The following is a 24,768-nucleotide window of genomic DNA, read 5'->3' on the forward strand; positions in this document are numbered from 1 at the left end:
AATTTGTAAATCCGCATGTTGCGAAGTGCTAAATTTTTGAAATTGGTAAATAGTGACTTGCCAAAAATAAGTACGAGAGTATAATGTGAAATGGAATACGTATTGGGTTTAAGTAGTAACCTTACAAAATTGTAAGGTTAGTGAAAGGAAATTCAATATGAAGATAAATAGACTTACATTATACTTGGTAAAGAGAAAGAGAGGCGAATGGGTATGAGCTCTGAATTAGAACAAAATACGAGAAGTAATAAAAAGCGTTCTAAAAGAAAGTCAATAAAATGGTTCATATTAATTCCATTTTTCCTACTTATTTTTGGAGGAGTAGGATATGGTTCGTTTATATATAATAAAGCAAAAGCTGTTGTAAATGATGCGTATGCAAAAATTGATAAGTCATCAAAGCGTGATAAAGAAGTCGAACCTTTAAAGGATAATATTTCAATATTAATCATGGGTGTAGATGGAAGTGAAATGAGAAAAAGCCAATATGGCGAAGCAGTTCGAACAGATGCACTTTTATTAGCAACAATTAATAAAGATGATAAGTCTGTTAAGCTAGTAAGTATTCCACGTGATTCACGTGTTTACATTCCAACTAGAAAAAAATTAGATAAAATTACTCATGCTCACGTATTTGGTGGCGTAGAAAGCACACGCGATACGGTGGAAAGATTTTTGAATGTACCTGTTGATTATTATGTGAAGTTTAACTTTGAATCATTCGTACAAATTGTCGATTCAATTGGTGGTATTGATATTGATGTACCAGTTACTTTCACTGAACAAGATAGTAAAGACCAAGCTGGTATGATCCATTTAGAAAAAGGTTACCAACATTTAAATGGAGAACAAGCTCTTGCACTTGCAAGAACGCGTAAAATTGATAGTGACGCAATGCGTGGACAGAGACAGCAACTTGTAATAGAAGCAATTGCTAAAAAAGCGATGTCTGTTCAATCAATTAGCAAAATGGGCTCTTTACTGGATGCGGTTGATAAAAATATGAAAACGAACTTAACATTTGACGATATGCTGGCCATTACAAAAAATATGGCAGGATCTAATTTGGAAATGGAAAAAATGCAAATAGAAGGTACAGATAAACGTATCGGTGGTATTTATTATTACATTCCAAATGAAAAAAATGTAAAAGATATTTCAAAAAAATTAAATGATCATTTAGGTGTAACGCCAAAATCAGTCCGAAACGAATAATAAAAAAAGATTGGCTTTTGCCAATCTTTTTTTTTGGAATGTATTTGTAACTTTTCTGTAACGATTTTTTAGTTTAGAAAAATTATACTCATATGTATGAGTATAATGGATAGGTAAAAAAGTAAAAGGACATATTCAAAATTTGTGGTAAGGAAAGATATCATATGCAGAAATGGTTAAGCATGATGGGAATTATCTTTATATTGACTGGATGTAAAATGTCTGAAGCTCCAACAAGTCTAATGGAAGCTCCTACAAATGAAAAATGGATTAATGAATTAAAGGAACAAATTGATAAAGATTTACCTGTTAATTATCGCTTACTTACTCCAATGTCTAACAAAGATAAACAGATGATTTGGTCAATGAATTTTAAACAAGATAATAAGAAAGAAGCCATCTTATTTTATAAATTGCCGAATGAAGATCATAGCGTATATTTAGCCGTATATGAAGAAATCGGAAATGGCTGGAGAATAAAGTCCACACATAAATTTGATGGTGGAGATGTAGATATCGTTGAAGTCGGTGATTTTACAGGGAACGGGAAGAGAGAGTTGTTAATCGGAATCTCTGTAAATCGTGAATCGTTAGAACATGTTATGTATGTTTTTTCGGAAGAAAATGAAGAGATGAAGGAAATATATAATCGAAGTTATACGAAGTTATTCATAGAGGATCTAAATGAAAATGGACTGAAAGATATAAGCCTTGTTACATTTGAAAAAGATGAGAAGCTGACAGTTGAGTTCATGGAACAATTTAAGACTTTATCTGAAGTGTCATACGATCCATTTATAAATAGTATTCAAAGAATACAAATGGGGCGTATATCTAAATCACTAAAGGCGGTAGTAATTGATGCAGGAGTTGGCGCTCATTCAGGTATAACTTATGTAGCAAAATTTGATCAGGATCATTATGAAGTATTACCTATAGGTGGGAAAGAAGATTTATTTAATGAATATGTTGTAGAAAGTAAAGATGTTAATGAAGACGGCATTATTGAATTTGTTCGTACTGTACGTCCAAAAGGTTGGGAGGATAAATCACATGGTGATAGTCCGCTTTTTGAACGTTACATACAGTGGAGTGAATCTGGAATTAAACCAATTGAAGAACGATATATAGATATAGAAAAAGGGTATTATGTGAAAATTCCTAAAGAGTTAATAGGGAAAATTACAATACCAGATCAGCAAAAAGAATCAAATTCTCAAAAGTTTTTGGATACAAGAACAAATAAAATATGGCTTGAAGTTCATATTTTTAAGCGGAAAGAATGGTTCAATATAAAAGGCTACAGCGCAGCAATTAAAACGGCTTCTCACGTATATGCAGTACCGAAGCAATCGGAATTTGAAAAAGTGAAAGCATATATAAAACCGCTAGCGGATTATCAACAAGAGTAGGAGGTGGGAATTATGTCAAAAATTTTAGTTTTAGAAGATGAATTAACGATCCGTAGCTTTATTGTTTTAAATTTAAAACGTGCTGGATTTTATGTAATAGAAGCTACTACTGGAGAAGAAGCATTACAGATTTTGAGTGAGCAAACTGTTGATATAGCACTGCTGGATGTAATGTTACCGGGGATTGATGGTTTAGAAGTTTGTAAGGCTATCAGGAAAGAAAATAAAAAAATGGGTATTATTATGTTAACCGCACGTGTACAAGATGAAGATAAGGTGCAAGGACTAGGAATAGGTGCAGATGATTATATTGCAAAACCGTTTAGTCCAGTAGTATTAACTGCACGTATACAGTCTTTATTAAGAAGAATAGAAGTACATGAAGAAAAAACGAATATTGTTACGTCAGGTCCATTTTCGTTAAATATTATAGAAGAAAGATTGTATAAAGATGGACAATTAGTCGATTTAACACCTACAGAGTATATGATATTACAGTATTTAATGAATCAGGCTTCAAAGCCAGTTTCGCGTGATGAAATTTTAAATATGATTTGGGGAACCAATTACGTAGGTGAGACGAAAGTAGTAGATGTAAATATGAGACGGTTACGTCAAAAGATAGAATGTAATCCATCAGAACCTGAATTTATTCTTACGGTGTGGGGAAAAGGATATGTGTGGAAGGAAAGTATGAGATGAAACGGAAAGTGACTTTATATTTTATGACAGTCATTACACTTATGCTTGTATTATTTGAAGTTGTATTTTCAGTCTCAATTTATCGATACTATTATAATGGTATTGTGCAATATATAGAGTCTCATGCGAAAACGAGTACACGTTTTTTTTCAGAATACAATTCACTATACTTTATTCGATTACAAGAATATAGTGGTGACATAATTAGTAGCTTTCAATTAGAAGGAACAGAATTACAGTTAATTGATCGTCACGGCTCGGTTATACAATCTTCAAGTGGTGAAAAGGTAGAAGGTAAAGTGAATATTCCACAATCATTATTAGAAGGTGAAATGTATAATCAAGTTACTACGAAAGGTAATAAAAAACAACTAGAGGTGCTAAGCCCACTTATACATCAAGGACAAACTATTGGTGTTTTAAAATATACGACTGTTTTAACAAATGTAAATAAAAAGATTATTGAAATTATTACGTTTACTATTTCTGTAGGTATTGTTATTTCGGGAGTCGCCTTCTTAATTAGTAGACGTTTGGCAAATTCATTTGTTGAGCCAATTGAATCCATTATTCAAGCCTCTTCACAAATTGCAGAAGGCACATTAAAGCAAAAAATTAAAGAAGATTATCCTGGAGAATTAGGTGAATTGGCACATAGTTTAAATTATATGGCCTATAAAATAGATAAGGCTGAGCAGATGAAAAATGAATTCATTGCTTCTATTTCGCACGAAATACGAACGCCTTTAACAGGAATTAAAGGTTGGAGTGAGACGTTAAAAACAGTAGATCATTTAACAGAAGAAGAAATAAAGCAAGGTATGGGCATTATTTCAGGTGAGACAGATAGATTGATTCATTTAGTAGAAGAATTGCTAGATTTTTCAAGATTACAATCAAATCATTTTAATTTATATAAACAAAAGGTGCAGTTGTACGATATACTAGAGGAGACGATTTGGCAATTAACTCCTAAATCGGAAGAGAAGGAAATTCAATTTATTACTACTATAGACCGAATTGAATTGATGGGAGATCGAAATAGGTTAAAGCAAGTTTTCTTGAATATTGTTCAAAATGCAATTAAGTATTCACATAAAAAAAGTACAATACACATTGAAGCGACTAAAATAGAAGGACAAGCAGTGATTAAGGTAAGAGACGAAGGGATTGGAATTGCTAAAGAACATTTACCATATATTGAGCAATCATTTTACCAAATTAATAATCATGCTGCAGGTGCAGGTATTGGTTTAGCTATCGTTAAAAAAATGGTAGAGCTTCATGGCGGTGTGCTTAGTGTTACAAGCAAAGAAGGAATAGGAACAACAATTTTGATAAAACTCCCATTATAATACAAATAAAATCTATTTATATGGTGAAATAAAAATAAATAGATGTATAATTATATTGGGCGATTTATATATAAGATTAATAGGGAGAGGAATTCGATAGAATGGAAAAAGCTTTAAAAATTAAACAAATAGTAGTCGTTTTAATAGCGATTGCCGCAGTAGCTATTGGGTATTACATGTTTCAATCAATTACTTCACCAGCAAAAGCTGTTGCGAAACAAGAAAATGTAGTGCAGCTTGCAAGTGAACAGCCGAAAGTTGAAATGAATAAAACGGCACCAAGTCGTTTTAATGGAAAAGAAAGAAAAGTTGCTTATCTTACATTTGACGATGGGCCAGGGAAATATACGGCTGAATTATTAAATACGCTAAAACAACATGATGCGAAGGCGACGTTCTTTTTAATTGGAGCGAATGTAAAAGAATTTCCTGATTTAGTGAAACGTGAAAATGCTGAGGGTCATTATGTAGGCATGCATAGTATGACACATAATTTCGCAAAGTTATATAAAAATGGCGAGTATGTAAATGAGATGAAAGAAGATCAAGGTTTAATCGCTAATATTATTGGGAAATCACCTAAATTAACACGTCCTCCATATGGTTCGATGCCTGGATTGAATGAAGGTCTTCGAAATAAAGTGGTAGAAGGCGGATTTAAAGTATGGGATTGGACAATTGATTCATTAGATTGGAGATACAATAAAATGCCAGTTGATGCAGCTGCAGCACAAATTGCTCAAAACGTATTAACAAACGCAACAAAACCACAAGAAGTAATTTTAATGCATGATATTCACCCGCAATCAGTTGCTGCTGTGCCAGCAATTTTAAAGGGGCTAAAAGAAAAAGGTTATGAGTTTGAAGCTTATCATGAAGAGAGTCACTTCCCAGTGAACTTCTGGCATGATAACCGTATGTAATGGAGGAATGAACGTTGAAGTATGGAAAAGTAGCAGTAGTTGGAGCATTATCAGTAGGACTTTTAACAGGTTGTTTCGGTGAAAAGCCAGAAGAAAATCTATATACAGCTTTTGAAACAGCAGCAACACAAGAAAAATCTTTAGTGGATGAAGCAAAAAAATTAGAGCAGTTAGAGAAACAAGGGCAAGAATTATATGCTCAAATTTTGCAAGAAGGTAAAGATCATAATGAAGCAGTTGTGAAGAAAATAGAGCAAGCTACTGCAAATGTAGATGATCGTGAAAAAGTATTGAAAAGTGAGAAAGAAATGCTAGAAAAAGCACAGAAGGAAACGAAATCTGTTCAAAGTAATATAGAGAAGATTGAAGATAAGAAGTTACAAAAACAAGCAAAAGCAGTAGAAGAGTCGTATAAGAATCGTTATGATGCATTCCAAAAGATGAATGAAAATTACACGAAAGTGTTAGCAACTGAAAAAGAACTGTATGAAAAATTAAAAGTAAAAGAAACGAAATTAAAAGAAATCGGTGAAAAAGTTAAAACTGTTAATGAATTAAATGTGGAAGCACAAAAGTCGAAAGAGCAGTTTAACAAATTTACAAAAGAGTATAATGACAGTAAATTAGCATTCTACAAAGGTGCAGAAATTAAGATTAAAGATCAGAAATAAAGAAGAATCTAAAGTGTAATAAAAAGCCGGAGAAACATCGTTATAAATGTTTTTTCGGTTTTTTACGTTAAATGAATAGAAAAGACTGGAATTGATATCATAAAAGAGTTATAGTGAGTTATTCTAAGGGAAACATTGTAAAGTAAGGAGAATAGGAATATGTCATATGAATTTTTACTCAAATTAGGTTTAGCACTCTTTTTAGGATTATTCATCGGGATAGATAGGCAGCTAAAGAATAAACCACTTGGTGTGAAAACAAGTATGGTTATTTCTGTAGCAAGTTGTTTAATTACGATGGTTTCAATTGAATCTGTGCATGTATATTCTGTTCCAGGACATACAAATATGGATCCGATGCGACTGGCCGCTCAAATTGTTAGTGGAATTGGTTTTCTTGGCGCAGGTGTCATTTTACGAAGAAGTAATGACGTTATTTCTGGATTAACAACAGCTTCTATGGTGTGGGCTGCTTCAGCTTTAGGAATCGCAATTGGTGCGGGATTTTATTTACAAGCGACAGTTGCTATGGTTTTAATTATTTTAGCGATTAATGTACTTCCGCAACTTGTGAAAATTGCAGGACCGTATTCATTAAGACAAAAGGATTTATCTATAAAAATTACTGTTAAAGAGCATCATGAGTTAGATGGTATATTTAAGCAAATTAAAAATTTAGGCATGCATGTGAAACGCGTGAAAATTAAAGATATAGATAGTGGAGCATTTCAGCAACTAGAGATGGTTATTTTAGCTCCAGAAGATTTATATACAACAGAATTATATAGTTCCCTGAAAGAGATTGATCGAGTAGTTTCAGTTGAAGTGGAAAGTAGATAATTGTGATAAAAAAGAGTGAAGTGAATTCACTCTTTTTTATTTGGATTTTTAAGGAATGAAATTGATATAATGATGAGTAATAAAGGGGGAGAAATGATGGGAATACATATTAGAAGAGCAATAAAGGATGATATACAAGGTATAGCAAAGGTGCATGTCGATAGTTGGAAAGCAACGTATAAAGGGATATTTGCTGACGAAATTCTAGATAATATAGCATATGAGAAACGAGAAAAACAATGGGAAGATATTTTTCAAAAAGAAGGTAATCATCAATTTAGATTTGTAGCAGAGAATTTAAATGGAGAAATAGTTGGATTCATCGATGGGGGGATAGAAAGAACTGATACATATAATTGTGATGGAGAATTATATGCAATCTACCTTTTACAAGAGTATCAAGGAATGAAAATAGGACAAAAGTTATTTCAAGCGTTACTATCAGAATGTGTAAAGAATGATATGCAATCACTTTTAGTTTGGGTTGTTACGAATAATCCTTCTAAAAAGTTTTATGAAAAATTTAACCCTGAAAAAATTGATACGAAATTTTTAGAGAGAGTAAGGGTAGAAGAAACAGCGTATTGTTGGAGAGATTTAAATTTGTTACAAAAACAAACAGCTATATAGATTTATACATATAATAATATTATGTAAATATATCATAGGGAAAGGTATACCTCATTTGGTGTACCTTTTTATTAATCCATCAAAAAATGGATTAATAAAAAATAGTAGGTAATTAGTTTGAAAGCAAGAAATTTTCTAGTGTACTTTTAACTAGATTAAAGAAAAGAAAGAAAAAAATAAAAATTTAATTTGATAAAAAAATTCTGAAATATACTCTTGAATTGAATATCATTATCAATTAGAATCATAATTGATAACGATGTTCAATTATCAATTGTAATATGAAATTCTCATAGCGTTAATATAAAGAGGAGGACCAACATGCAGCATGCGAAACAAATCGCAGAACATGCAACATTACAAAGCTTTTTAAACTGTTATTTAAGAGAAACAGGGAGTGGAGAATGGATTACAGAGGATGAAAGAATGAAGAGTATCTTCAGTAATACGTTGAATAGAGATACAGTCCCCACATATTTATGTTGTCGGCTATCGGCACAGAACGTTACTTTGTATGGAGAAGTTATATATAAATCATCAACAGATCGCCATTTGTTTGGAGAACAATTTTATTATCAAATTGGAGATAGTCATTCTGTTATTACAGCAGATTATGTTACAGTTATTACATTTTTAATAAAAGAGATGTCTATCAACTACGGAGAAGGAACGAATCCTGCGGAACTTATGCTTCGAGTTATCCGTAGTTGTCAAAATATTGAGGAATTTACAAAAGAGAGAATAGAAGATACATCCGCATTATACGGTTTTCATACAACTTTTATAGAAGCGGAGCAGTCTTTATTATTTGGGCATTTAACTCATCCTACACCAAAGAGTAGACAGGGGATATTGGATTGGAAAAGTGCAATGTATTCTCCAGAATTAAAAGGAGAATGTCAGCTTCATTATTTTCGGGCACATAAAAGTATAGTAAATGAAAAATCATTATTATCAGATTCTACAACAATGATTATAAAAGAAGAATTAAGTAATGATGAGATGGTTAGTAAGGAATTTATAGCGAAGTACTGTAAGGAAGATCAATATGCATTAATTCCAATTCATCCGCTTCAGGCAGAATGGCTCTTGCATCAAGCTTACGTACAAGATTTGATAGTTCAAGAATTGCTTGAGTATATTGGTCCTGTAGGTAAGTATTATATGGCAACATCATCACTAAGGACGCTATATCATCCCAATTCGAAGTATATGCTTAAGTTTTCATTTCCGGTGAAAGTAACGAATTCAATGCGTATTAATAAACTGAAAGAACTTGAGAGTGGTCTTGAAGGGAAGGAAATGTTAAATACGGCTATTGGTGAAGTACGAGAAAGATTTCCAGGATTTGATTTTATTTGTGATCCAGCCTTTATTACATTAAATTATGGAACACAAGAATCTGGATTTGAAGTGATTATTCGTGAGAATCCTTTTTATAGTGAACATGCAAACGACGCAACATTAATTGCTGGGCTAGTTCAAGACGCTATACCTGGGGAGCGTACGCGGTTATCGAATATTATTCATCGCCTAGCAGATTTAGAAAGTAAAAGCTGTGAAGAAGTAAGCTTAGAGTGGTTTAGACGATATATGAATATTTCTTTAAAGCCAATGGTATGGATGTATTTACAGTATGGTGTTGCATTAGAAGCTCATCAGCAAAATAGCGTTGTTCAGCTAAAAGATGGTTATCCGATCAAATATTATTTCCGTGATAATCAAGGATTTTATTTCTGTAACTCAATGAAAGAGATGCTTAATAATGAATTAGCTGGTATTGGAGAACGTACTGGAAATTTATATGACGACTATATTGTGGATGAGAGATTTCGTTACTACTTAATTTTCAATCATATGTTTGGCCTCATTAATGGTTTTGGCACAGCAGGATTAATTAAGGAGGAAATTCTTCTCTCGGAATTAAGGTCTGTACTTGAATCATTTCTTCCATATAACCGGGAACCTTCTACATTTTTAAGAGAATTATTGGACGAAGATAAGTTAGCGTGTAAAGCAAATTTACTAACGAGATTTTTCGATGTCGATGAGTTAAGTAATCCATTGGAGCAAGCTATTTATGTGCAAGTACATAATCCACTCGTTAGAGAAGTGGCTGTTCGTTCATAAATAACGTTAAAATTTCACGTAATACAAATAATGGTATTTTGTCATAAGGTGGAGGGTTTTATGAGAGTGGACATGTATCATACGAAAGTATTGAAGGCGCTCGAATCAGAAGATTACATTTCAGTACGAAGAAGAGTGCTACGTCAATTAGTAGAATCGTTAATTTATGAGGGGATTATTACACCGGTTCGCATAGAAAAAGAAGAACAACTTCTTTTTCTAATACAAGGACTTGATGAAGAAGACAAAAGTGTCACGTACAAATGCTATGGCAGGGAACGGATGACATTTGGACGTATTTCGTTAGACTCATTAATAGTAAGAGTTCAAGATGAACAGCAAGAAATACAGTCTGTCTCGCAATTTCTAGAAGAAGTTTTTCGGGTTACTAGTGTAGAACAAGCTAAATTAGATTCTTTTATGCACGAATTAGAACAAACAATATTTAAAGATACGATTGCACAATATGAAAGAAATAATAAGAGAGAATATACTCAAAAATCTTACGATGAGTTTGAAAGCCAATTAATAGATGGCCATCCATACCATCCTAGTTATAAAGCACGTGTTGGATTTCAATATCGTGACAATTTTCAATATGGTTATGAATTTATGCAGCCAATAAAACTCATATGGATTGCAGCACATAAGAATTATGCGACTGTAGGTTATGAGAATGAAGTGATGTATAACAACCTTTTAAAAGAGGAGATTGGCGATCGTAAATTAGAAGAGTTTATGGAACGAATTCGTAATAAGGGATGTAATCCAAAACAGTACGTGTTTATACCTGTTCACCCATGGCAGTGGGAGAATTTCATCATTTCAAATTATGCGGATCATATACAGGGTAAATTTATTATTTATTTAGGAACATCAGAGGACGATTATTGCGCGCAACAGTCAATGAGAACGTTAAGAAATATTACGAGTCCAAAGAAACCGTACGTTAAATTATCGATGAATTTACTCAACACTTCAACACTTCGTACGCTGAAACCATACTCTGTTGTGAGTGCACCAGTAATATCAAATTGGTTAAATGATGTTGTAAGTAATGACGCCTATTTAATGGATGAAGCACGTTTAATCTTGTTAAGTGAGTTTTCAAGTGTAACGTATGACACGAATAAGAAAGCTATATATGGTTCATTAGGATGTATTTGGCGCGAAAGCGTTCATAAGTATTTAGATGCACAAGAGGATGCAATTCCTTTTAATGGTTTATACGCTAAAGAGAAAGATGGTACACCAATTATTGATGCGTGGTTGAATAAATATGGAATGAAGGATTGGCTACAATTACTTATTCAAAAAGCGATAATACCAGTTATACATCTTGTTGTAGAGCATGGCATCGCACTGGAATCACATGGACAAAATATGATTCTAGTCCATAAAGAAGGGGTGCCTGTTCGTATTGCGTTAAAGGATTTTCATGAAGGGCTTGAGTTTTATCGTCCATATTTGAAAGAAGTTGACAAATGTCCCGACTTTACTAAAATGCATAAAACATATGCGAATGGAAAAATGAATGATTTCTTTGAAATGGATGGCATTGAATGTTTGCAAGAGATGGTGTTAGATGCACTATTCCTGTTTAATTTAGGAGAATTAGCATTCGTACTTGCGGATGAATATGGATTGAAAGAAGAACATTTTTGGATGATGGTTGTTGAAGAAATTGAAGATCATTTAAGAATATATCCACATTTGAAAGGTAGATTTAAAAATATTCAATTATATGCACCTACATTCTATGCTGAACAATTAACGAAACGTCGATTATATATGGATGTGGAATCGCTTGTTCATGAAGTTCCAAATCCATTGTATAGAGTAAGAAAACTTATGAAACAAAAATCAATTGTTACAGGGGGAAATTATGCTAATCGTTAATAAACAAGAGTATAGCAAAAGTGATTTTAATTTGAGATTACAAGTTTATGAGGAATTGGAACAATTTCAAGAAGCAGAAGGAAATAGATTTGCACTTTGTCTGAAAGATCCATTCGATATTATTACGCTTGTGTTTTTCTTAAAAGAAAAGAAATCATCAGTATTACTTATACATGAAGATACGCCAAAAGAAACGGTTATTGAAATGGCAAAGCGTGCAAATTGTGTAGGAGTTTTATATGGAGAATATGGCGATTTTACAAAATTAGAAGTAGGGAACTTTTTACTAGAAGAGCCTTCTTTATTGCAATATAGTTCGGGAACTACGGGAGAACCGAAACTGATTCGTAGAGCATGGACGGAAGTTGATACAGAAATTACTGCCTATAATGAAGCTTTAAACTGTGAAGTAGATGAAGTGCCAATCGTTATGGCTCCTGTTTCACATTCATACGGACTAATATGTGGTACGTTATCAGCAATTACGAGGGGGAGCAAACCTGTAATCATTACGAACAAAAATCCTAAATTCGCATTAAATATAGTTCGCAATACAGAAAAACATATCATATATGCAGTACCACTTATGTTACACATTATGGGGAGTTTTCCATTAGGAACGTTCCAGTTTCATAAAATTATGACATCAGGATCGCCTTTGCCAGAAGCACTATTTTATAAACTAAAAGAAATGACAACATATATGATGCAGCAATACGGTTGTTCTGAAGCAGGTTGTATTAGTATATGTCATGATATGAAAAGCCATTTAGATTTAGGAAACCCTCTACCTCATGCAAGTATTAGCATAGGTTCAGATGAAAATGCACCGGAAGAAATTGTCGTGAAAATGAATGATAAGGAAATTTTCACGAAAGATTTAGGTTATAAATCTGAGCGTGGCATTCATTTTATGGGGCGTATGGACGATGTAATTAATGTTTCAGGATTAAAAGTCTTTCCTATAGAGGTAGAAGAAACGATGCTTCGATTGGAAGGTGTGCAAGAGGCAATTGTATATCGAGGGAAACATCCTGTGATGGGCGAAATAGTTAAAGCGAAAGTGATCTCTCATGTTGATCCAGTGAAAATAAGAGAATGGTGTATTCAGCACTTACCTTCTTATAAAGTTCCGTATGAAATTGAAAGTGTAAATGAAATTCCTAAAAATAAAACTGGAAAAGTAAGTAGAAAGTTACTAGAGATGGGAGAGGTTACAACATGAGACGGGAAGCGTTAAAGAATGCCGTGTTAAAAATTATGATAGAAAAAATGGAACTGAAAAATGTAACGCATTTAGAAGAAACGATGCGCTTAAATCAAGATTTATATATAGATTCGGTAATGATGTTACAGCTTATTGTATACATAGAAATGGATGTAAAGCTATGCGTTCCAGAGGATGAGGTAGATCCAAAGGCATTTCTTACTGTAGGATCTTTGCTTGATTTTATGGAGGAGTTAGAGCCGTTACAGGAAGTAAATGTGAATAACTAACCTTTAGGAAAGTGGATGAGAGTATGACTTCAATTAAAGTGCACTGTTTAGTGAGTTGTTTTTGTGAAATTATAAAAAGGCGTAGCGACATTGATTTTCGTCCATTTTATTTTGGACTATGGGATGGAGATTTTGATATAACAGAAGGCGGAATTATTTCATATCACTCTGAAAACATTAACCATGATCATTATTTACTTTGGTTTGAAAAATTGTACGGTATTAAAGTAAACGAATGGTATGATCATGCAAAAGATAAAGATAGCAATGTAGAAACGTTTTTAGAATTAGTAGAAAACAAGCCGGAAAATCGTTATGTCATTGTAATGGTTGATATGTCTCTATTACCAGAGAGGGAAAATAAATTTCATCAAAAACCGTTTCCACATTATTTAATGATATCAAAAACAGAGAAAGAAGAAGAGTGGTTCATGCTAGATCCAGATTTTCGTTGGGAAGGAAATATGGAAAGAGAAAAAGTACTTCACTCTATTCAAGATAACCCATTTGGTGGAGGGTATTTCATTGATATAGAAGGAATTGGGGAGCCAACGCAAGAAATAGTAGCTAGTTATTTCACAGAAACATTCAAAAAGAACGACAATGAACTGACTATGGAACTGAAAAAATTAATTGTAAAAATGGCAAATGAGGAAGAAGGATATGCGCTTTCTGGACTTGTAGCAGCAGTAAAACAAATACCAGTACTTGCAATTCGTAAATATAGTTATGAGCATGCCTTTGCATACTTCCGTGAAACGTTGCAATATTCGGAGCAAGAATTTGATTATTGGTGTGATCGGGTAGAGGATATTGTACAAGGATTTACAAATGTACAGTATCGTGCAATTAAAATGGCAATGACGAATAATAAAGGTATGCTAGTATCAATTATTGAAAAACTGGATGAAATGAATGCAATTGAACTGCAGATTAAGAAGGAATTAGAGAGACAGTTTCTATCATGGAAAGGTATGAAAACAAATCAATCTGTTGCAACTCTTTAATAAGCTAACTGAATTTAAGATAGGGGAGTTTAATGCTATGAAATATTCGCTATGTACCATTTCATTTCGTCATCAATTAATTTCATTTACTGATATTGTTCAATTTGCATATGAAAACGGTTTTGAAGGAATTGAATTGTGGGGGACACATGCACAAAATTTGTATATACAAGAACGCGAAACGACAGAACGAGAATTGACTTTTCTAAAGGATAAAAACTTAGAAATTACGATGATAAGTGATTACTTAGATATATCATTATCAGCAGATTTTGAAAAAACGATAGAGAAAAGTGAACAACTTGTAGTACTAGCTAATTGGTTTAATACGAATAAAATTCGCACGTTTGCTGGGCAAAAAGGGAGCAAGGACTTCTCGGAACAAGAGAGAAAAGAGTATGTGAAGCGAATACGTAAGATTTGTGATGTGTTTGCTCAGCACAATATGTATGTGCTGTTAGAAACACATCCCAATACACTAACGGACACATTGCCTTCTACTATAGAACTATTAGAAGAAGTAAATCATCCGAATTTAAAAATAAATCTTGATTTTCTTCATATATGGGAGTCTGGCGCAGATCCAATAGACAGTTTCCATCGATTAAAGCCGTGGACACTACATTACCATTTTAAGAATATATCTTCAGCGGATTATTTGCATGTGTTTGAACCTAACAATGTATATGCTGCAGCAGGAAGTCGTATTGGTATGGTTCCGTTATTTGAAGGTATTGTAAATTATGATGAGATTATTCAGGAAGTGAGAGGTACGGATCTTTTTGCTTCCTTAGAATGGTTTGGACATAATGCAAAAGAGATATTAAAAGAAGAAATGAAAGTATTAATAAATAGAAAATTAGAAGTAGTAACTTCGTAATGTGAAATGATGTGAGAGTCTCGTTTTAGAGGCTCTTTTTTTATGGTAAAAAATAACCAAAAATTTCCATGTATTTTAATTTGAATTTAACACAATTTATATATAAATAAGGAGGTGATTGGTAATGGCTAGAAATCGTAATTCTAATCAATTAGCATCACATGGAGCACAAGCAGCTTTAGATCAAATGAAATATGAAATTGCACAAGAGTTTGGTGTACAACTTGGCGCTGATACTTCTTCACGTGCAAACGGTTCTGTAGGCGGTGAAATTACAAAACGCCTTGTAGCGATGGCAGAACAACAACTTGGTGGCGGATATACTCGCTAATTGTAGAAGGTTATAGGAGAAAGGAAGGATTCTTCCTTTCTTTTTTTTTCAATTAATTGGTATGGATATATTGTGAACTGGATTCAAAGAATAGGAATAATACTATAATTTCCCCAATTTCTTTTGTTGTGAATGGGAAGTAGTAAAGATGTAATAGCCCTGGTGGAATGAAAAGTTACGTTCCAGCGGGGCTATTATATGGTAAGAAATATATGATGAAAGGTTTCGAAGCCAACATGTTAAAAAAAGAAAACTGTTGTTTAATTGCGCTTGCATCAGTTCCACTTGTTATGACATTAGGGAATTCAATGCTCATCCCAATTCTGCCGACTATTGAAAAGAAATTACATATTTCATCGTTTCAAGTATCCATGATTATTACAATTTACTCTATCGTAGCCATTCTACTTATACCGATTGCTGGTTATTTATCAGATAGATGGGGACGAAAGATGGTAATGGTTCCGAGTTTGCTGATTGCAGCTATAGGAGGAGCGATAACTGGTTGGGTATCTTGGAAAGTTGATAATCCCTACAATTGGATATTGATTGGTAGAGCGATTCAAGGTATTGGTGCTGCTGGTGCAATGCCAGTTGTTATACCGTGTGTTGGTGATTTATACAAAGACGAAAAACAAGTTAGTACAGGTTTAGGAATCATAGAAACATCCAATACATTTGGGAAAGTGCTGAGCCCTATTTTAGGGTCTGCTCTTGCTGCCGTTGTATGGTTCTTACCATTTTGGGCGATTCCAATTTTATGCGTAGTATCAATTGTTTTATTACTTGTTCTAGTAAAGGCAAAGAAACAAGAAGGAGAAGTACCACCACTTAAAGAGTTTATAAAATCTATTCTGTCTACGTTTCGAGAAAAAGGAAGATGGTTAATTGCCATTTTTGCATTAGGTGCAATTATTATGCTTATTTTATTCGGAATTCTCTTTTATTTGTCGACTATACTGGAATCAAAGTATGACATTCATGGTATATGGAAAGGGTGTGTGCTTGCTATCCCGTTACTTGTACTGTCACTTAGTTCATATATGGCCGGTAAAAAAATTGGAGATAATCAAAATGTTATGAAGAAGTGTATCTATATTGGTTTTTTAATGGCAGCTGCATCAGTCATCATTCCTTTATTTATAAAAGGGATTTATTTACTACTTCTTTGTCTCGTTATTATGGGGATAGGGATTGGTATGGCACTCCCATGTTTAGATGCCCTCATTACACAAGGAATTGAAAAGGAGCAAAGGGGAACAGTTACGTCATTTTACAGTTCAATGCGATTTATCGGTGTAGCAGCTGGACCACCTTTATATTCTTTTTTCATGAAAGGGGCGGACCATGAAGTGTTTTATTTGACAAGTATTTTCGCTGCCATTGGTGCTGTCATAGCAATCATTTGGATTAAACCAGCAAAGGATGCAAAGACGGTAAAACCGAAACCAGAGCCTACTTCATAATTTGTAAGAGAATTGCATGATGTTTTGAGTAACATGCAATTCTCTTTCGTTCATTAAGAATAAATAACTTGTTTTAACATATAAAGCGCGACACCCCATATGATGAGACCAGAAAATTTATTTAATAATAAAATTGTCTTTCCGGTTGAGTCTAGTCTTTTTAGAAATTTCCCCGCTAACGCTAAGCTTATAAACCAAATCCAAGAAACGATAATAGTTGCAAGTGTGAAAGCCCATTTTTCACTTCCTATGTATTGAATAGAATTTGTTCCAATTACACCGATTGTGTCTAAAATAGCATGTGGATTTAATAACGAAACGGATGCTGCGAAAAGGATTTGCTTTTTTAAGGGCATACTTTTTTCTTGTTTTACATCGTTGGAAGGGTTACTTCTCCAAATAACAAAGCCCATGTATAGGAGAAAGAAAAATCCAATTATATATAACGAGTTAGTTAGCCAAGAAAAAGTAAGGAGTACAAGGGAGACACCTTGCACTGCAATCAATATGAGTAACGTATCACATATAGAGGCAGTTAATACTACAGGGGCTGCCCTCCAAATGTTTGGTTGGCTCGCACCTTGGTTAAAGACAAAAACATTTTGTACACCTAATGGAATGATAAGTCCAAATGCAAGAATGATACCATGAATAATTGCTTCACTCATCATATTACCTCCTATTTTAATTCATTATGATAGTGTATATTGTATAGAAGAAATGAAAATTTGTATCCATCCATATGGTTGGGGAGGTTACCAACCAAAAAGAATATAAGGTGATATAATGGAAAGATTCGTTTGGAAACCGAATATGTCTCTAGCGACTCCTCTGTATAAACAAATAGAAACGTATATAAAAGAAAGGATCGTTAATGGAGAATGGACCGTTGGAACGAAATTACCTTCACAAAGAGATTTGGCACATACATTTGGTGTGAATCGAAGCACAATTGTAATGGCTTTCGATGAACTAGTTGCAAAGGGATACATAGAAGGGAATGGCAGGAAAGGAACAATTGTTGTAAATAATAATGAGAATGCTTCAACTTACGCACCTCCGCCTAATTGGCAGTCTTATGTAGAAACAGGACTTCATTATCCGAATCTCCCAGCTATTCAGGAGATTAATCAAGCTGAATTTTATCCACATGTAATTCGATTAGGAACAGGTGAGCTCGCGCCGAGTCTCTTACCTGAGAAAAAGATGAAAGAAATTATGAATAAGCTTTTAAAGTCAAATGTGACGCTTGGGTATGAAGAGCCGAAAGGAAATTTTTATTTAAGGGAAAAGATTTCCGAATACTTAAAGGGGCATGGTATATGTGTATCTCCGGACTCTATATTAATTGTTTCAGGAGCAATTCAAGCGCTGCAACTTATCTCTATGGGGCTTCTTCCAAAAGGGGCATCCATCTTATTAGAAAAACCATCCTATTTATATTCGCTTAATGTTTTTCAATCCGCAGGAATGCGTTTCATTGGAATACCAATGGATGAGAACGGTTTAAATACATCATATATTACAAAATATAAGAAGCAATTTAATGCATCTATTTTATATACAATCCCGTCTTTTCATAATCCAACGAACTTTAGTATGAATGCGAAGAGACGAATAGAAGTGATGGAAATATGTAATGAAATTGGATTACCAATTATAGAGGACGCAGTGTATCAAGACTTATGGTTTGATGCACCTTGTTCGAAACCTTTAAAAGCCTATGATAAAAACGGAATCGTACTACATATTGGAAGCATGTCCAAAGTAATTAGTCCAGGGTTAAGAATTGGATGGATTGTTGGACCTGAGCCAGTAATTCAAAGATTGTCAGACATAAAAATGCAAACAGATTATGGTTCAAGCACTATATCCCAGCAAATTGCAGCAGAGTGGTTTACAAATGGTCTATATGATGAGCATTTGCGCTTTGTAAGAAGTGAATTGAAAAAACGAAGAGATTTTATGTTACTAATGTTAGATAAATATCTTCGTGAAATAGCAACTTGGCATGAACCAACAGGGGGATTTTATATATGGGTACATATAAAAGTAACCATTTCATATCGCAGTTTATTTGATAAAGCTCTGCAAGAAAAGGTTTTATTAAACCCAGGTACTTTATATGATAGAAGTGCAAATCAATTTTTGCGCCTATCGTATTCATACGCAACGTTAGAAGAAATTGAAATAGGTATAAAAAAACTTGCACAACTAATGAAAAAGTAAGAGGAGAAAGTAATGAAACAATATGTAATTTGCCAAATGATCAATGGAGAAAAATATTTAGCTGCTTATGCGGAGACGAAGCAAGAAGCGATTGAAAAAGCAGAACTGTTAGGATTAAGAACGGGAAATCGTTACATAGTTATTACTGCAGAGGAAGCCGAAGGGTTAACGTATCCTTAAACAATGTACGAGATTATATAATAATAAATAAGTCTAGTAATATAAGAAATTACTAGACTTATTTATTATTAAGTTGTTAAACGTTCTCGTATTTATACGCAAAGTAATAATATTATGAGTCAAGTTGACGAAAAAATCGATTTGTCTTTCGGTCTTGATTTCCTTTTCTATATTCATCGATATATTGCCTAAAGTTCCAAGCTTGTAAAAATTTATTAGCAGAGTTATAACCAGAATTGTAAAGCCATTCTTTTTCTTCCTTTGTCAGTTCAAAATTAGTACTTGTAATCGTTCCTGTTGGAATTGTAATCGTTCTTGCTTTTGATTCCTTATCTAAATGACGTAAATCATGAGCTTGCATCATTGTTTTAAATAGTCCTTTGAACATGGAAATAGGCTCGTTATAGTGAGCAGGATCAGCTTGAATCTCATCTTTTACAAAATGAAATCCGAAAGTCGGCCAGCGAGGAGTGGTAGGTGAATCGAAGATCCAAATTGGATAATTACTTAGAATTCCTCCATCAACCATATAACAAGGCTGCTTCCATTTTGGAGTTCTCCATTTTACGGGTTCAAAGAAGAAGGGGATTGTACTACTCATTCTTACCGCTTTAGCGATAGAGAAGCGATAATTTAAAAATCCGTAGTTTGGTAAGTCGTCAGGAAAGACAACCATTTTACCATTACTAATATCAGAAGCGATGATTTTGAGTTTGTTTAGATCCGGTAAATCAGTAAATAAATGAACACCTTTTTTTCGAAGTAATTCTTCAATCCATTCTTCTATAAATACATTAGAGTATATACCTAGAGTAGTCCATGCACTTAGTCCTTTTCCGATAAAGGGGATTTTGTCAATAAAGGTTTTCTTCGTAAATTTGTTATAATCGATATCAGTTATAATCGTTTTTAGCTCTGAACAAGAATATCCTGCCGCTACAAGTGCCGCGATAATTGCACCAGCTGATGTTCCAGCTACACGTTCCCATTCATAACCTTTTTCGGCTAATGCGCAAATTGCTCCAACATGTGCAATACCGCGTACACCGCCTCCTTCAAAAACACCATCGATCTTCATTAAACATACTTCCTTTCAAATAAAAGATTTGGAAATGGCAAAAAAGCACGTATTGTACGTGCTTTTTTACAATGGTTTTTAAGTTTACTAGCAGCCTACAAAGCCGCCCCAACAGCTAGCTCCGATGATGATTAGAAGGATGAATAAAACGATTAATAAAGCGAAACCTCCGTAACCACAACCACCACAGCTACCGCCGTAACCGTAACCGCCGCAACTATATCCGTAACCCATGTGGAATTCCTCCTTATATTAAAAATAAAAATGAACGAGGGGAAAATGTACTGGAAGAACTAAAGAACTATCGTGTTTGTAGGAACAATGTATAGTATGCTTTTTTAAACTTGTTCGCGTACGAAGGATAAGCCCGTTTTTGGGAGGCTTGTTGATTTTGTAAAGAATGAAGTATAATCTTTGTACTATGATATAAATAAGTATGTAAATGTAAGGAGAATTTATGAATAAAAAAATTGAAGTATTAATTGATAAATATGAACTAACACACTTGAAAGAAGAACTTATTAATACTGTATTTCCTTGTATAAAAGTTGTGCCAAAGCAGCAGGGAACTGTTGCGATAGGTAGTTCGAAAATGGGAGGAGTTCCTGATCTACCAGCTTTATTTGAATATCCAAAGCATAAAGGAAATCCACTACAATTTATCGCGCAATTTAACTTAAGTGATTTACAAAACGTTGGTATGAATCACAATCTTCCTAAGACGGGGATGCTGTATTTCTTTTGCATTGAAAATTATTTTGAAGAAAATGTGAATCTAACAGAAGCTGGGCGTGTACTTTATTATGATGTTCCTGTAGAGCAATTACGAAGAGAAAATGAAATACAAGCGAAATATAACCAGTGTGCAATTACTTTTGAACTGACATACAAATTACCAGAACTTTTCATTGAAGATGAGGCTGATTCAGATCGTTTCTTGCAATTACTTGAAGAGCTAATTCCAGATAACTACGATAACCATCAAATGTTTGGTGAGCCATTCTCTGTACAAGAAGAAGTGTTATATGAGACAGGAGAATATATGGGGGTAGACCCGCAGCAAATGACTCTTTTATTCCAAATTGATTCAGATCATAAAAATTGTAATATGGTTTGGGGAGAACTAGGTATGCTATATTTCTGTATTAGTAATGAAGATTTGAAAAATCAACGTTTTGAAAATACATGCTGTGTATTACAAACATGCTAATGAAAAAAGGTTGTTCTTTTAAAAAGAACAACCTTTTTATGTGAATTAGTTAATATGCATAATCTCATATGACCTATACGAAAAAGTATTGTATACTCTGAAACTATACGATACTTTTTCGTATAGTTATAGAATATAAGGAGTGACAAGATGGGAAAGACAAGTAAGTATGTGACAGCTGCCGCACTTTGTTCAACTATAGTAATGGGAGGCTTGCAAGCGTCATCTGTATCTTATGCAGCTACAAATCCGACTACAGTGACAGCACAATCAGATGTAAAGTTATTAGATGATTTCAGAAAAGAATTAAAAAAACAGATTGATAATCGAGAAGAAAATATTACAATCACATATAAAACAAAAGATAGAAATGCTAGAAATATTATGGATCAATTGTATGGTGAGTTTAATAAAATTGTAGATGCTGATGAGTATGTAAAATATAATGTAGCGTCTACTAGATATTCTATTAAAGGAATGCCAGGGGACTATACGTTTACACTGCAAGTAAAATACCGTGAATCAAAAGAACAAACTCAATATGTAAAAGCTCAGGCGAAATCAATTGTTGGATCAATTGTAAAACCAGGGATGGATGAGCATGAGAAAGTAAAAGCTATTCACGATTACGTTGTTAAGCATGTGTCTTATGATACGTCTTATCAAGCGTATACAGCATATGAAGCATTAGCGAATCGTTCTGCCGTTTGCCAAGGATATACATTATTAACGTATGAGTTGTTAAAAGAGGCAGGTATTCAAAACCATATTGTAACAGGCGCAGGAAACGGACAAGCTCACGCGTGGAATTTAGTGAACATTGAAAACAAATGGTATCACCTAGATACTACATTTGATGATCCAGTACCAGATAAAGCAGGGCGTGTAACTTACTCATATTTTAACATGTCTGACGAACAGTTAAGTAAAGATCACGACTGGGATCGTAGTAAATATCCAGCAGCAACTACAAGTTATTTTGGTGAATTAACAAACAAAATAAAAGCTGGTAGCTCAAAAACTGTCGTATATGAGCAGATGTTAAAAGAAACAAATTTACAATACTTATCTGCAGAATACGGAGCAGAAAATTATAATGAATTTAAGCAAAAGTTGCAGCAACAGTTTGCAGCCAAACCAGAAAAAGTAGAAGTGCGATATAAGCAGTCCATGGATGGGACGATGCAAGATATAAAGAAAGTATTAAATGAAATAAATTGGCCAAAAGGTGCAAAGCGTGTGTCTTATCAAGTAGCGCCTTATAGTGCATTGGCGGGTTATTCATTAGCGACAATTACATTTACGTATTAAGCAATGGGAAAAGCACCTGTAAAAGGTGCTTTTTTTATTTATTTATTGATTGATTGATTACTTTTGAATATTAAGAATTATGTGATAAAATAAAAGGATAAGGATGTGAATGTGGAATGAACTTGTTCGAAAGCGATATTTTTACATTGATATATACTTGTTTAGTAATCGGACTTATCGTTTTGTTTTTCATATCATTTACTTTGTTTATTAGAAGAGTATTACAAAGCAGTGCTGCAAAGAAACACCACGTGATTAATATGAACCAGAAGCTAGATCGAATCATTGAATTGCTTGAAAAAGATAAGAAATAGCGATAGAAGAGGTATGAAAGGGGAATGAGAATGGCGAATTATATAAAAGAATTACGTGAAAAAGTAGGACATGATTATGTTTTCTTAAACTTTGCCGGTGGTTGTGTATTTAATAAAGAAGGAGAAGTATTACTGCAAAAAAGAGGAGACTTTAACGCTTGGGGCTTTCCAGGTGGTGCAATGGAGATAGGAGAATCAGCTGCGGAAACTGCAATCCGGGAAATAAAAGAAGAAACCGGGTATGATGTAGAAATAAATGAGCTTATTGGAGTGTATACAAAATATTTTCAATCATATCCAAATGGAGACAAGGCCCAGTCAATTGTGATGTTCTTTTCATTCTCAATAGTTGGAGGTGACAAAAAAGTAGATGGTGATGAAACGTTGGATTTGAAGTTTTTCCCGTTAGACGACATGCCACCGTTATTTTGTAAACAACATGAAGATTGCCTGCAAGATTTATTGGAGAAAAGAGTAGGGGTATATCGTTAACATATAAAAAAGAAGCTAAATGAAGATTAGCTTCTTTTTTATGTTTAATTTATTTCCACCAATCATCAAACATTGACGCTGGTACTTGTCTTTTATGCTCACTCACTGTGTAACGTTTTTCAATTTTCTCTGCAACGTCAGCTGGAACTGCTTTACCTTCTAAATAATCATCTAATTGATTATAAGTAATACCTAACTCTGTTTCATCAGCTTGACCTGGTTTTTCATCTAATAAATCAGCTGTTGGCATTTTTAAGTACAGTCGCTCGTCTGCGCCTAACTCTTGTAATAATGCACGTCCTTGGCGCTTCGTTAATCCCGTTAATGGTAATAAATCTGCACCACCATCTCCGAATTTTGTAAAGAACCCTGTTACAGCTTCTGCAGCGTGATCTGTTCCGATAACAAGTAGCCCTTTTTGTCCACCAATTGCATATTGAGTAACCATACGGATACGTGCTTTCACGTTACCTTTATTGAAATCTGTTAATGATTCACCCAATAAGTTTTCATATTGATTTGAAAAAGCATCAACAGTTGAAGCAATATCAAATGCAACAGATTGATCTGCTTGAATGAATTGTAATGCTAATTGTGCATCATCTTCATCTTTTTGTACTTTATAAGGAAGACGCACGGCGATAAACGTTGCATTACCACCTTCGTTACGAATTTCTTCAACTGCAAGTTGTGCTAAGCGTCCTGCTAATGTAGAGTCTTGTCCGCCGCTAATACCAAGTACAAATCCTTTTGCACCTGTTTTTTTTACATAATCCTTTAGGAAATCAACTCGTTTACGAATTTCAACTTTTGGATCAATTACAGGCTGAACATGTAATGCTTTCATAATCTGTTCTTGTAATGTCATTATGTTTTCCTCCTATTCATATTAAAGCGGTAAATAAGTTTATATGTATAATGGTACATACTTCTATCCTTTATTATTTCGCAAAACTAACGAATATACAATAGGATGTGTGTATGAATATGAATGTA

General features: G+C 33.8%; 26 protein-coding genes. 22 read left to right on the top strand and 4 right to left on the bottom strand.

All coding sequences use genetic code 11. From position 1 onward, the window contains the following. Positions 1-213: 213 nt before the first annotated feature. The 16 genes from NST90_RS09595 to NST90_RS09670 all read left to right on the top strand — a co-directional run bounded on the left by NST90_RS09595 (position 214) and on the right by NST90_RS09670 (position 16,958). The gene (locus NST90_RS09595) at positions 214-1,215 is read left to right on the top strand and encodes an LCP family protein (protein WP_001987131.1); all 1,002 of its coding nucleotides are present in this window, start codon (positions 214-216) and stop codon (positions 1,213-1,215) included. A 164-nt stretch (positions 1,216-1,379) separates the two neighbouring features. After that, positions 1,380-2,627, top strand: a complete 1,248-nt coding sequence (locus NST90_RS09600; RefSeq protein WP_001174867.1) for a hypothetical protein — start codon at positions 1,380-1,382, stop codon at positions 2,625-2,627. Between the two features lie 12 nt (positions 2,628-2,639). Next, positions 2,640-3,329, top strand: a complete 690-nt coding sequence (locus NST90_RS09605) for a response regulator transcription factor (RefSeq protein WP_000036071.1) — start codon at positions 2,640-2,642, stop codon at positions 3,327-3,329. After that, positions 3,326-4,684 (top strand): HAMP domain-containing sensor histidine kinase, encoded by a 1,359-nt coding sequence (locus NST90_RS09610; protein WP_000824532.1) that lies wholly within the window; start codon positions 3,326-3,328, stop codon positions 4,682-4,684. Before NST90_RS09605 ends, NST90_RS09610 begins: the two co-directional genes overlap by 4 nt. 101 nt (positions 4,685-4,785) lie before the next feature. Beyond that, a complete protein-coding gene (locus NST90_RS09615; RefSeq protein ID WP_000409484.1) occupies positions 4,786-5,607 on the top strand; it encodes a peptidoglycan-N-acetylglucosamine deacetylase in 822 nt (273 codons plus the stop codon). A gap of 14 nt (positions 5,608-5,621) precedes the next feature. Beyond that, a complete protein-coding gene (locus tag NST90_RS09620) occupies positions 5,622-6,278 on the top strand; it encodes a YkyA family protein (protein WP_000873566.1) in 657 nt (218 codons plus the stop codon). Positions 6,279-6,437: 159 nt separating this feature from the next. After that, positions 6,438-7,118, top strand: a complete 681-nt coding sequence (locus tag NST90_RS09625; RefSeq protein WP_000119510.1) for an MgtC/SapB family protein — start codon at positions 6,438-6,440, stop codon at positions 7,116-7,118. A 93-nt stretch (positions 7,119-7,211) separates the two neighbouring features. Further along, positions 7,212-7,748, top strand: coding sequence for a GNAT family N-acetyltransferase (locus NST90_RS09630; RefSeq protein ID WP_012593210.1), 537 nt, complete (start codon positions 7,212-7,214; stop codon positions 7,746-7,748). Between the two features lie 321 nt (positions 7,749-8,069). Continuing rightward, positions 8,070-9,878 (top strand): IucA/IucC family protein, encoded by a 1,809-nt coding sequence (locus tag NST90_RS09635; RefSeq protein ID WP_001163343.1) that lies wholly within the window; start codon positions 8,070-8,072, stop codon positions 9,876-9,878. 60 nt (positions 9,879-9,938) lie between these two features. Further along, the gene (locus NST90_RS09640) at positions 9,939-11,777 is read left to right on the top strand and encodes an IucA/IucC family protein (RefSeq protein ID WP_001261828.1); all 1,839 of its coding nucleotides are present in this window, start codon (positions 9,939-9,941) and stop codon (positions 11,775-11,777) included. Continuing rightward, on the top strand, positions 11,764-13,002 hold the full coding sequence (locus NST90_RS09645; RefSeq protein WP_000909583.1) for an AMP-binding protein: 1,239 nt from the start codon (positions 11,764-11,766) through the stop codon (positions 13,000-13,002). Before NST90_RS09640 ends, NST90_RS09645 begins: the two co-directional genes overlap by 14 nt. After that, on the top strand, positions 12,999-13,274 hold the full coding sequence (asbD, locus tag NST90_RS09650; protein WP_001250560.1) for a petrobactin biosynthesis protein AsbD: 276 nt from the start codon (positions 12,999-13,001) through the stop codon (positions 13,272-13,274). The genes NST90_RS09645 and asbD overlap by 4 nt, the downstream gene beginning before the upstream one ends. Positions 13,275-13,297: 23 nt before the next feature. Then, positions 13,298-14,281: a DUF6005 family protein gene (locus NST90_RS09655; RefSeq protein WP_000200702.1), complete on the top strand. Its 984-nt coding sequence runs from the start codon at positions 13,298-13,300 to the stop codon at positions 14,279-14,281. A 37-nt stretch (positions 14,282-14,318) separates the two neighbouring features. Then, entirely contained in the window at positions 14,319-15,161 is an 843-nt protein-coding gene (locus NST90_RS09660) for a sugar phosphate isomerase/epimerase family protein (protein WP_000877670.1), read from the top strand. A gap of 124 nt (positions 15,162-15,285) precedes the next feature. Further along, positions 15,286-15,492, top strand: coding sequence for an alpha/beta-type small acid-soluble spore protein (locus NST90_RS09665; RefSeq protein ID WP_000113545.1), 207 nt, complete (start codon positions 15,286-15,288; stop codon positions 15,490-15,492). Positions 15,493-15,728: 236 nt separating this feature from the next. After that, positions 15,729-16,958: an MFS transporter gene (locus NST90_RS09670; RefSeq protein WP_044306618.1), complete on the top strand. Its 1,230-nt coding sequence runs from the start codon at positions 15,729-15,731 to the stop codon at positions 16,956-16,958. A 53-nt stretch (positions 16,959-17,011) separates the two neighbouring features. Here the strand turns inward: NST90_RS09670 and NST90_RS09675 are convergent, their stop codons facing one another. Continuing rightward, positions 17,012-17,626 carry a LysE/ArgO family amino acid transporter gene (locus tag NST90_RS09675; protein WP_001287303.1) on the bottom strand — a complete coding sequence of 205 codons (615 nt, stop codon included), beginning with the start codon at positions 17,624-17,626 and terminating at the stop codon, positions 17,012-17,014. Between the two features lie 118 nt (positions 17,627-17,744). Here NST90_RS09675 and NST90_RS09680 point away from each other — a divergent pair, with 118 nt between their 5' ends. After that, positions 17,745-19,187 (top strand): PLP-dependent aminotransferase family protein, encoded by a 1,443-nt coding sequence (locus NST90_RS09680; protein ID WP_000439414.1) that lies wholly within the window; start codon positions 17,745-17,747, stop codon positions 19,185-19,187. Between the two features lie 12 nt (positions 19,188-19,199). Beyond that, on the top strand, positions 19,200-19,367 hold the full coding sequence (locus tag NST90_RS09685) for a DUF3933 family protein (RefSeq protein ID WP_000816389.1): 168 nt from the start codon (positions 19,200-19,202) through the stop codon (positions 19,365-19,367). Between the two features lie 112 nt (positions 19,368-19,479). Here the strand turns inward: NST90_RS09685 and NST90_RS09690 are convergent, their stop codons facing one another. Further along, positions 19,480-20,445: a patatin-like phospholipase family protein gene (locus tag NST90_RS09690; RefSeq protein WP_000686794.1), complete on the bottom strand. Its 966-nt coding sequence runs from the start codon at positions 20,443-20,445 to the stop codon at positions 19,480-19,482. Positions 20,446-20,532: 87 nt separating this feature from the next. Continuing rightward, entirely contained in the window at positions 20,533-20,679 is a 147-nt protein-coding gene (locus NST90_RS09695) for a YjcZ family sporulation protein (protein ID WP_000540425.1), read from the bottom strand. 223 nt (positions 20,680-20,902) lie between these two features. On the opposite strand from NST90_RS09695, the gene NST90_RS09700 reads away from it, so the two are divergent. The 4 genes from NST90_RS09700 to NST90_RS09715 all read left to right on the top strand — a co-directional run bounded on the left by NST90_RS09700 (position 20,903) and on the right by NST90_RS09715 (position 23,772). Then, positions 20,903-21,655, top strand: coding sequence for a YwqG family protein (locus tag NST90_RS09700; RefSeq protein ID WP_001034846.1), 753 nt, complete (start codon positions 20,903-20,905; stop codon positions 21,653-21,655). Between the two features lie 150 nt (positions 21,656-21,805). Next, positions 21,806-22,966, top strand: coding sequence for a transglutaminase domain-containing protein (locus NST90_RS09705; protein ID WP_044306616.1), 1,161 nt, complete (start codon positions 21,806-21,808; stop codon positions 22,964-22,966). Positions 22,967-23,082: 116 nt separating this feature from the next. Next, positions 23,083-23,280: a DUF4083 domain-containing protein gene (locus NST90_RS09710; RefSeq protein WP_001048091.1), complete on the top strand. Its 198-nt coding sequence runs from the start codon at positions 23,083-23,085 to the stop codon at positions 23,278-23,280. 30 nt (positions 23,281-23,310) lie between these two features. Then, the gene (locus NST90_RS09715) at positions 23,311-23,772 is read left to right on the top strand and encodes an NUDIX hydrolase (protein ID WP_000024999.1); all 462 of its coding nucleotides are present in this window, start codon (positions 23,311-23,313) and stop codon (positions 23,770-23,772) included. A gap of 49 nt (positions 23,773-23,821) precedes the next feature. On the opposite strand, the gene nadE is transcribed toward NST90_RS09715, so the two are convergent. Further along, positions 23,822-24,640, bottom strand: coding sequence for an ammonia-dependent NAD(+) synthetase (gene nadE, locus NST90_RS09720; RefSeq protein WP_283748206.1), 819 nt, complete (start codon positions 24,638-24,640; stop codon positions 23,822-23,824). Positions 24,641-24,768: the final 128 nt, after the last annotated feature.

Origin of the sequence: Bacillus sp. FSL E2-8900, from assembly GCF_037966225.1 — a bacterium.
In the GTDB taxonomy this organism is placed as follows: domain Bacteria; phylum Bacillota; class Bacilli; order Bacillales; family Bacillaceae_G; genus Bacillus_A; species Bacillus_A cereus.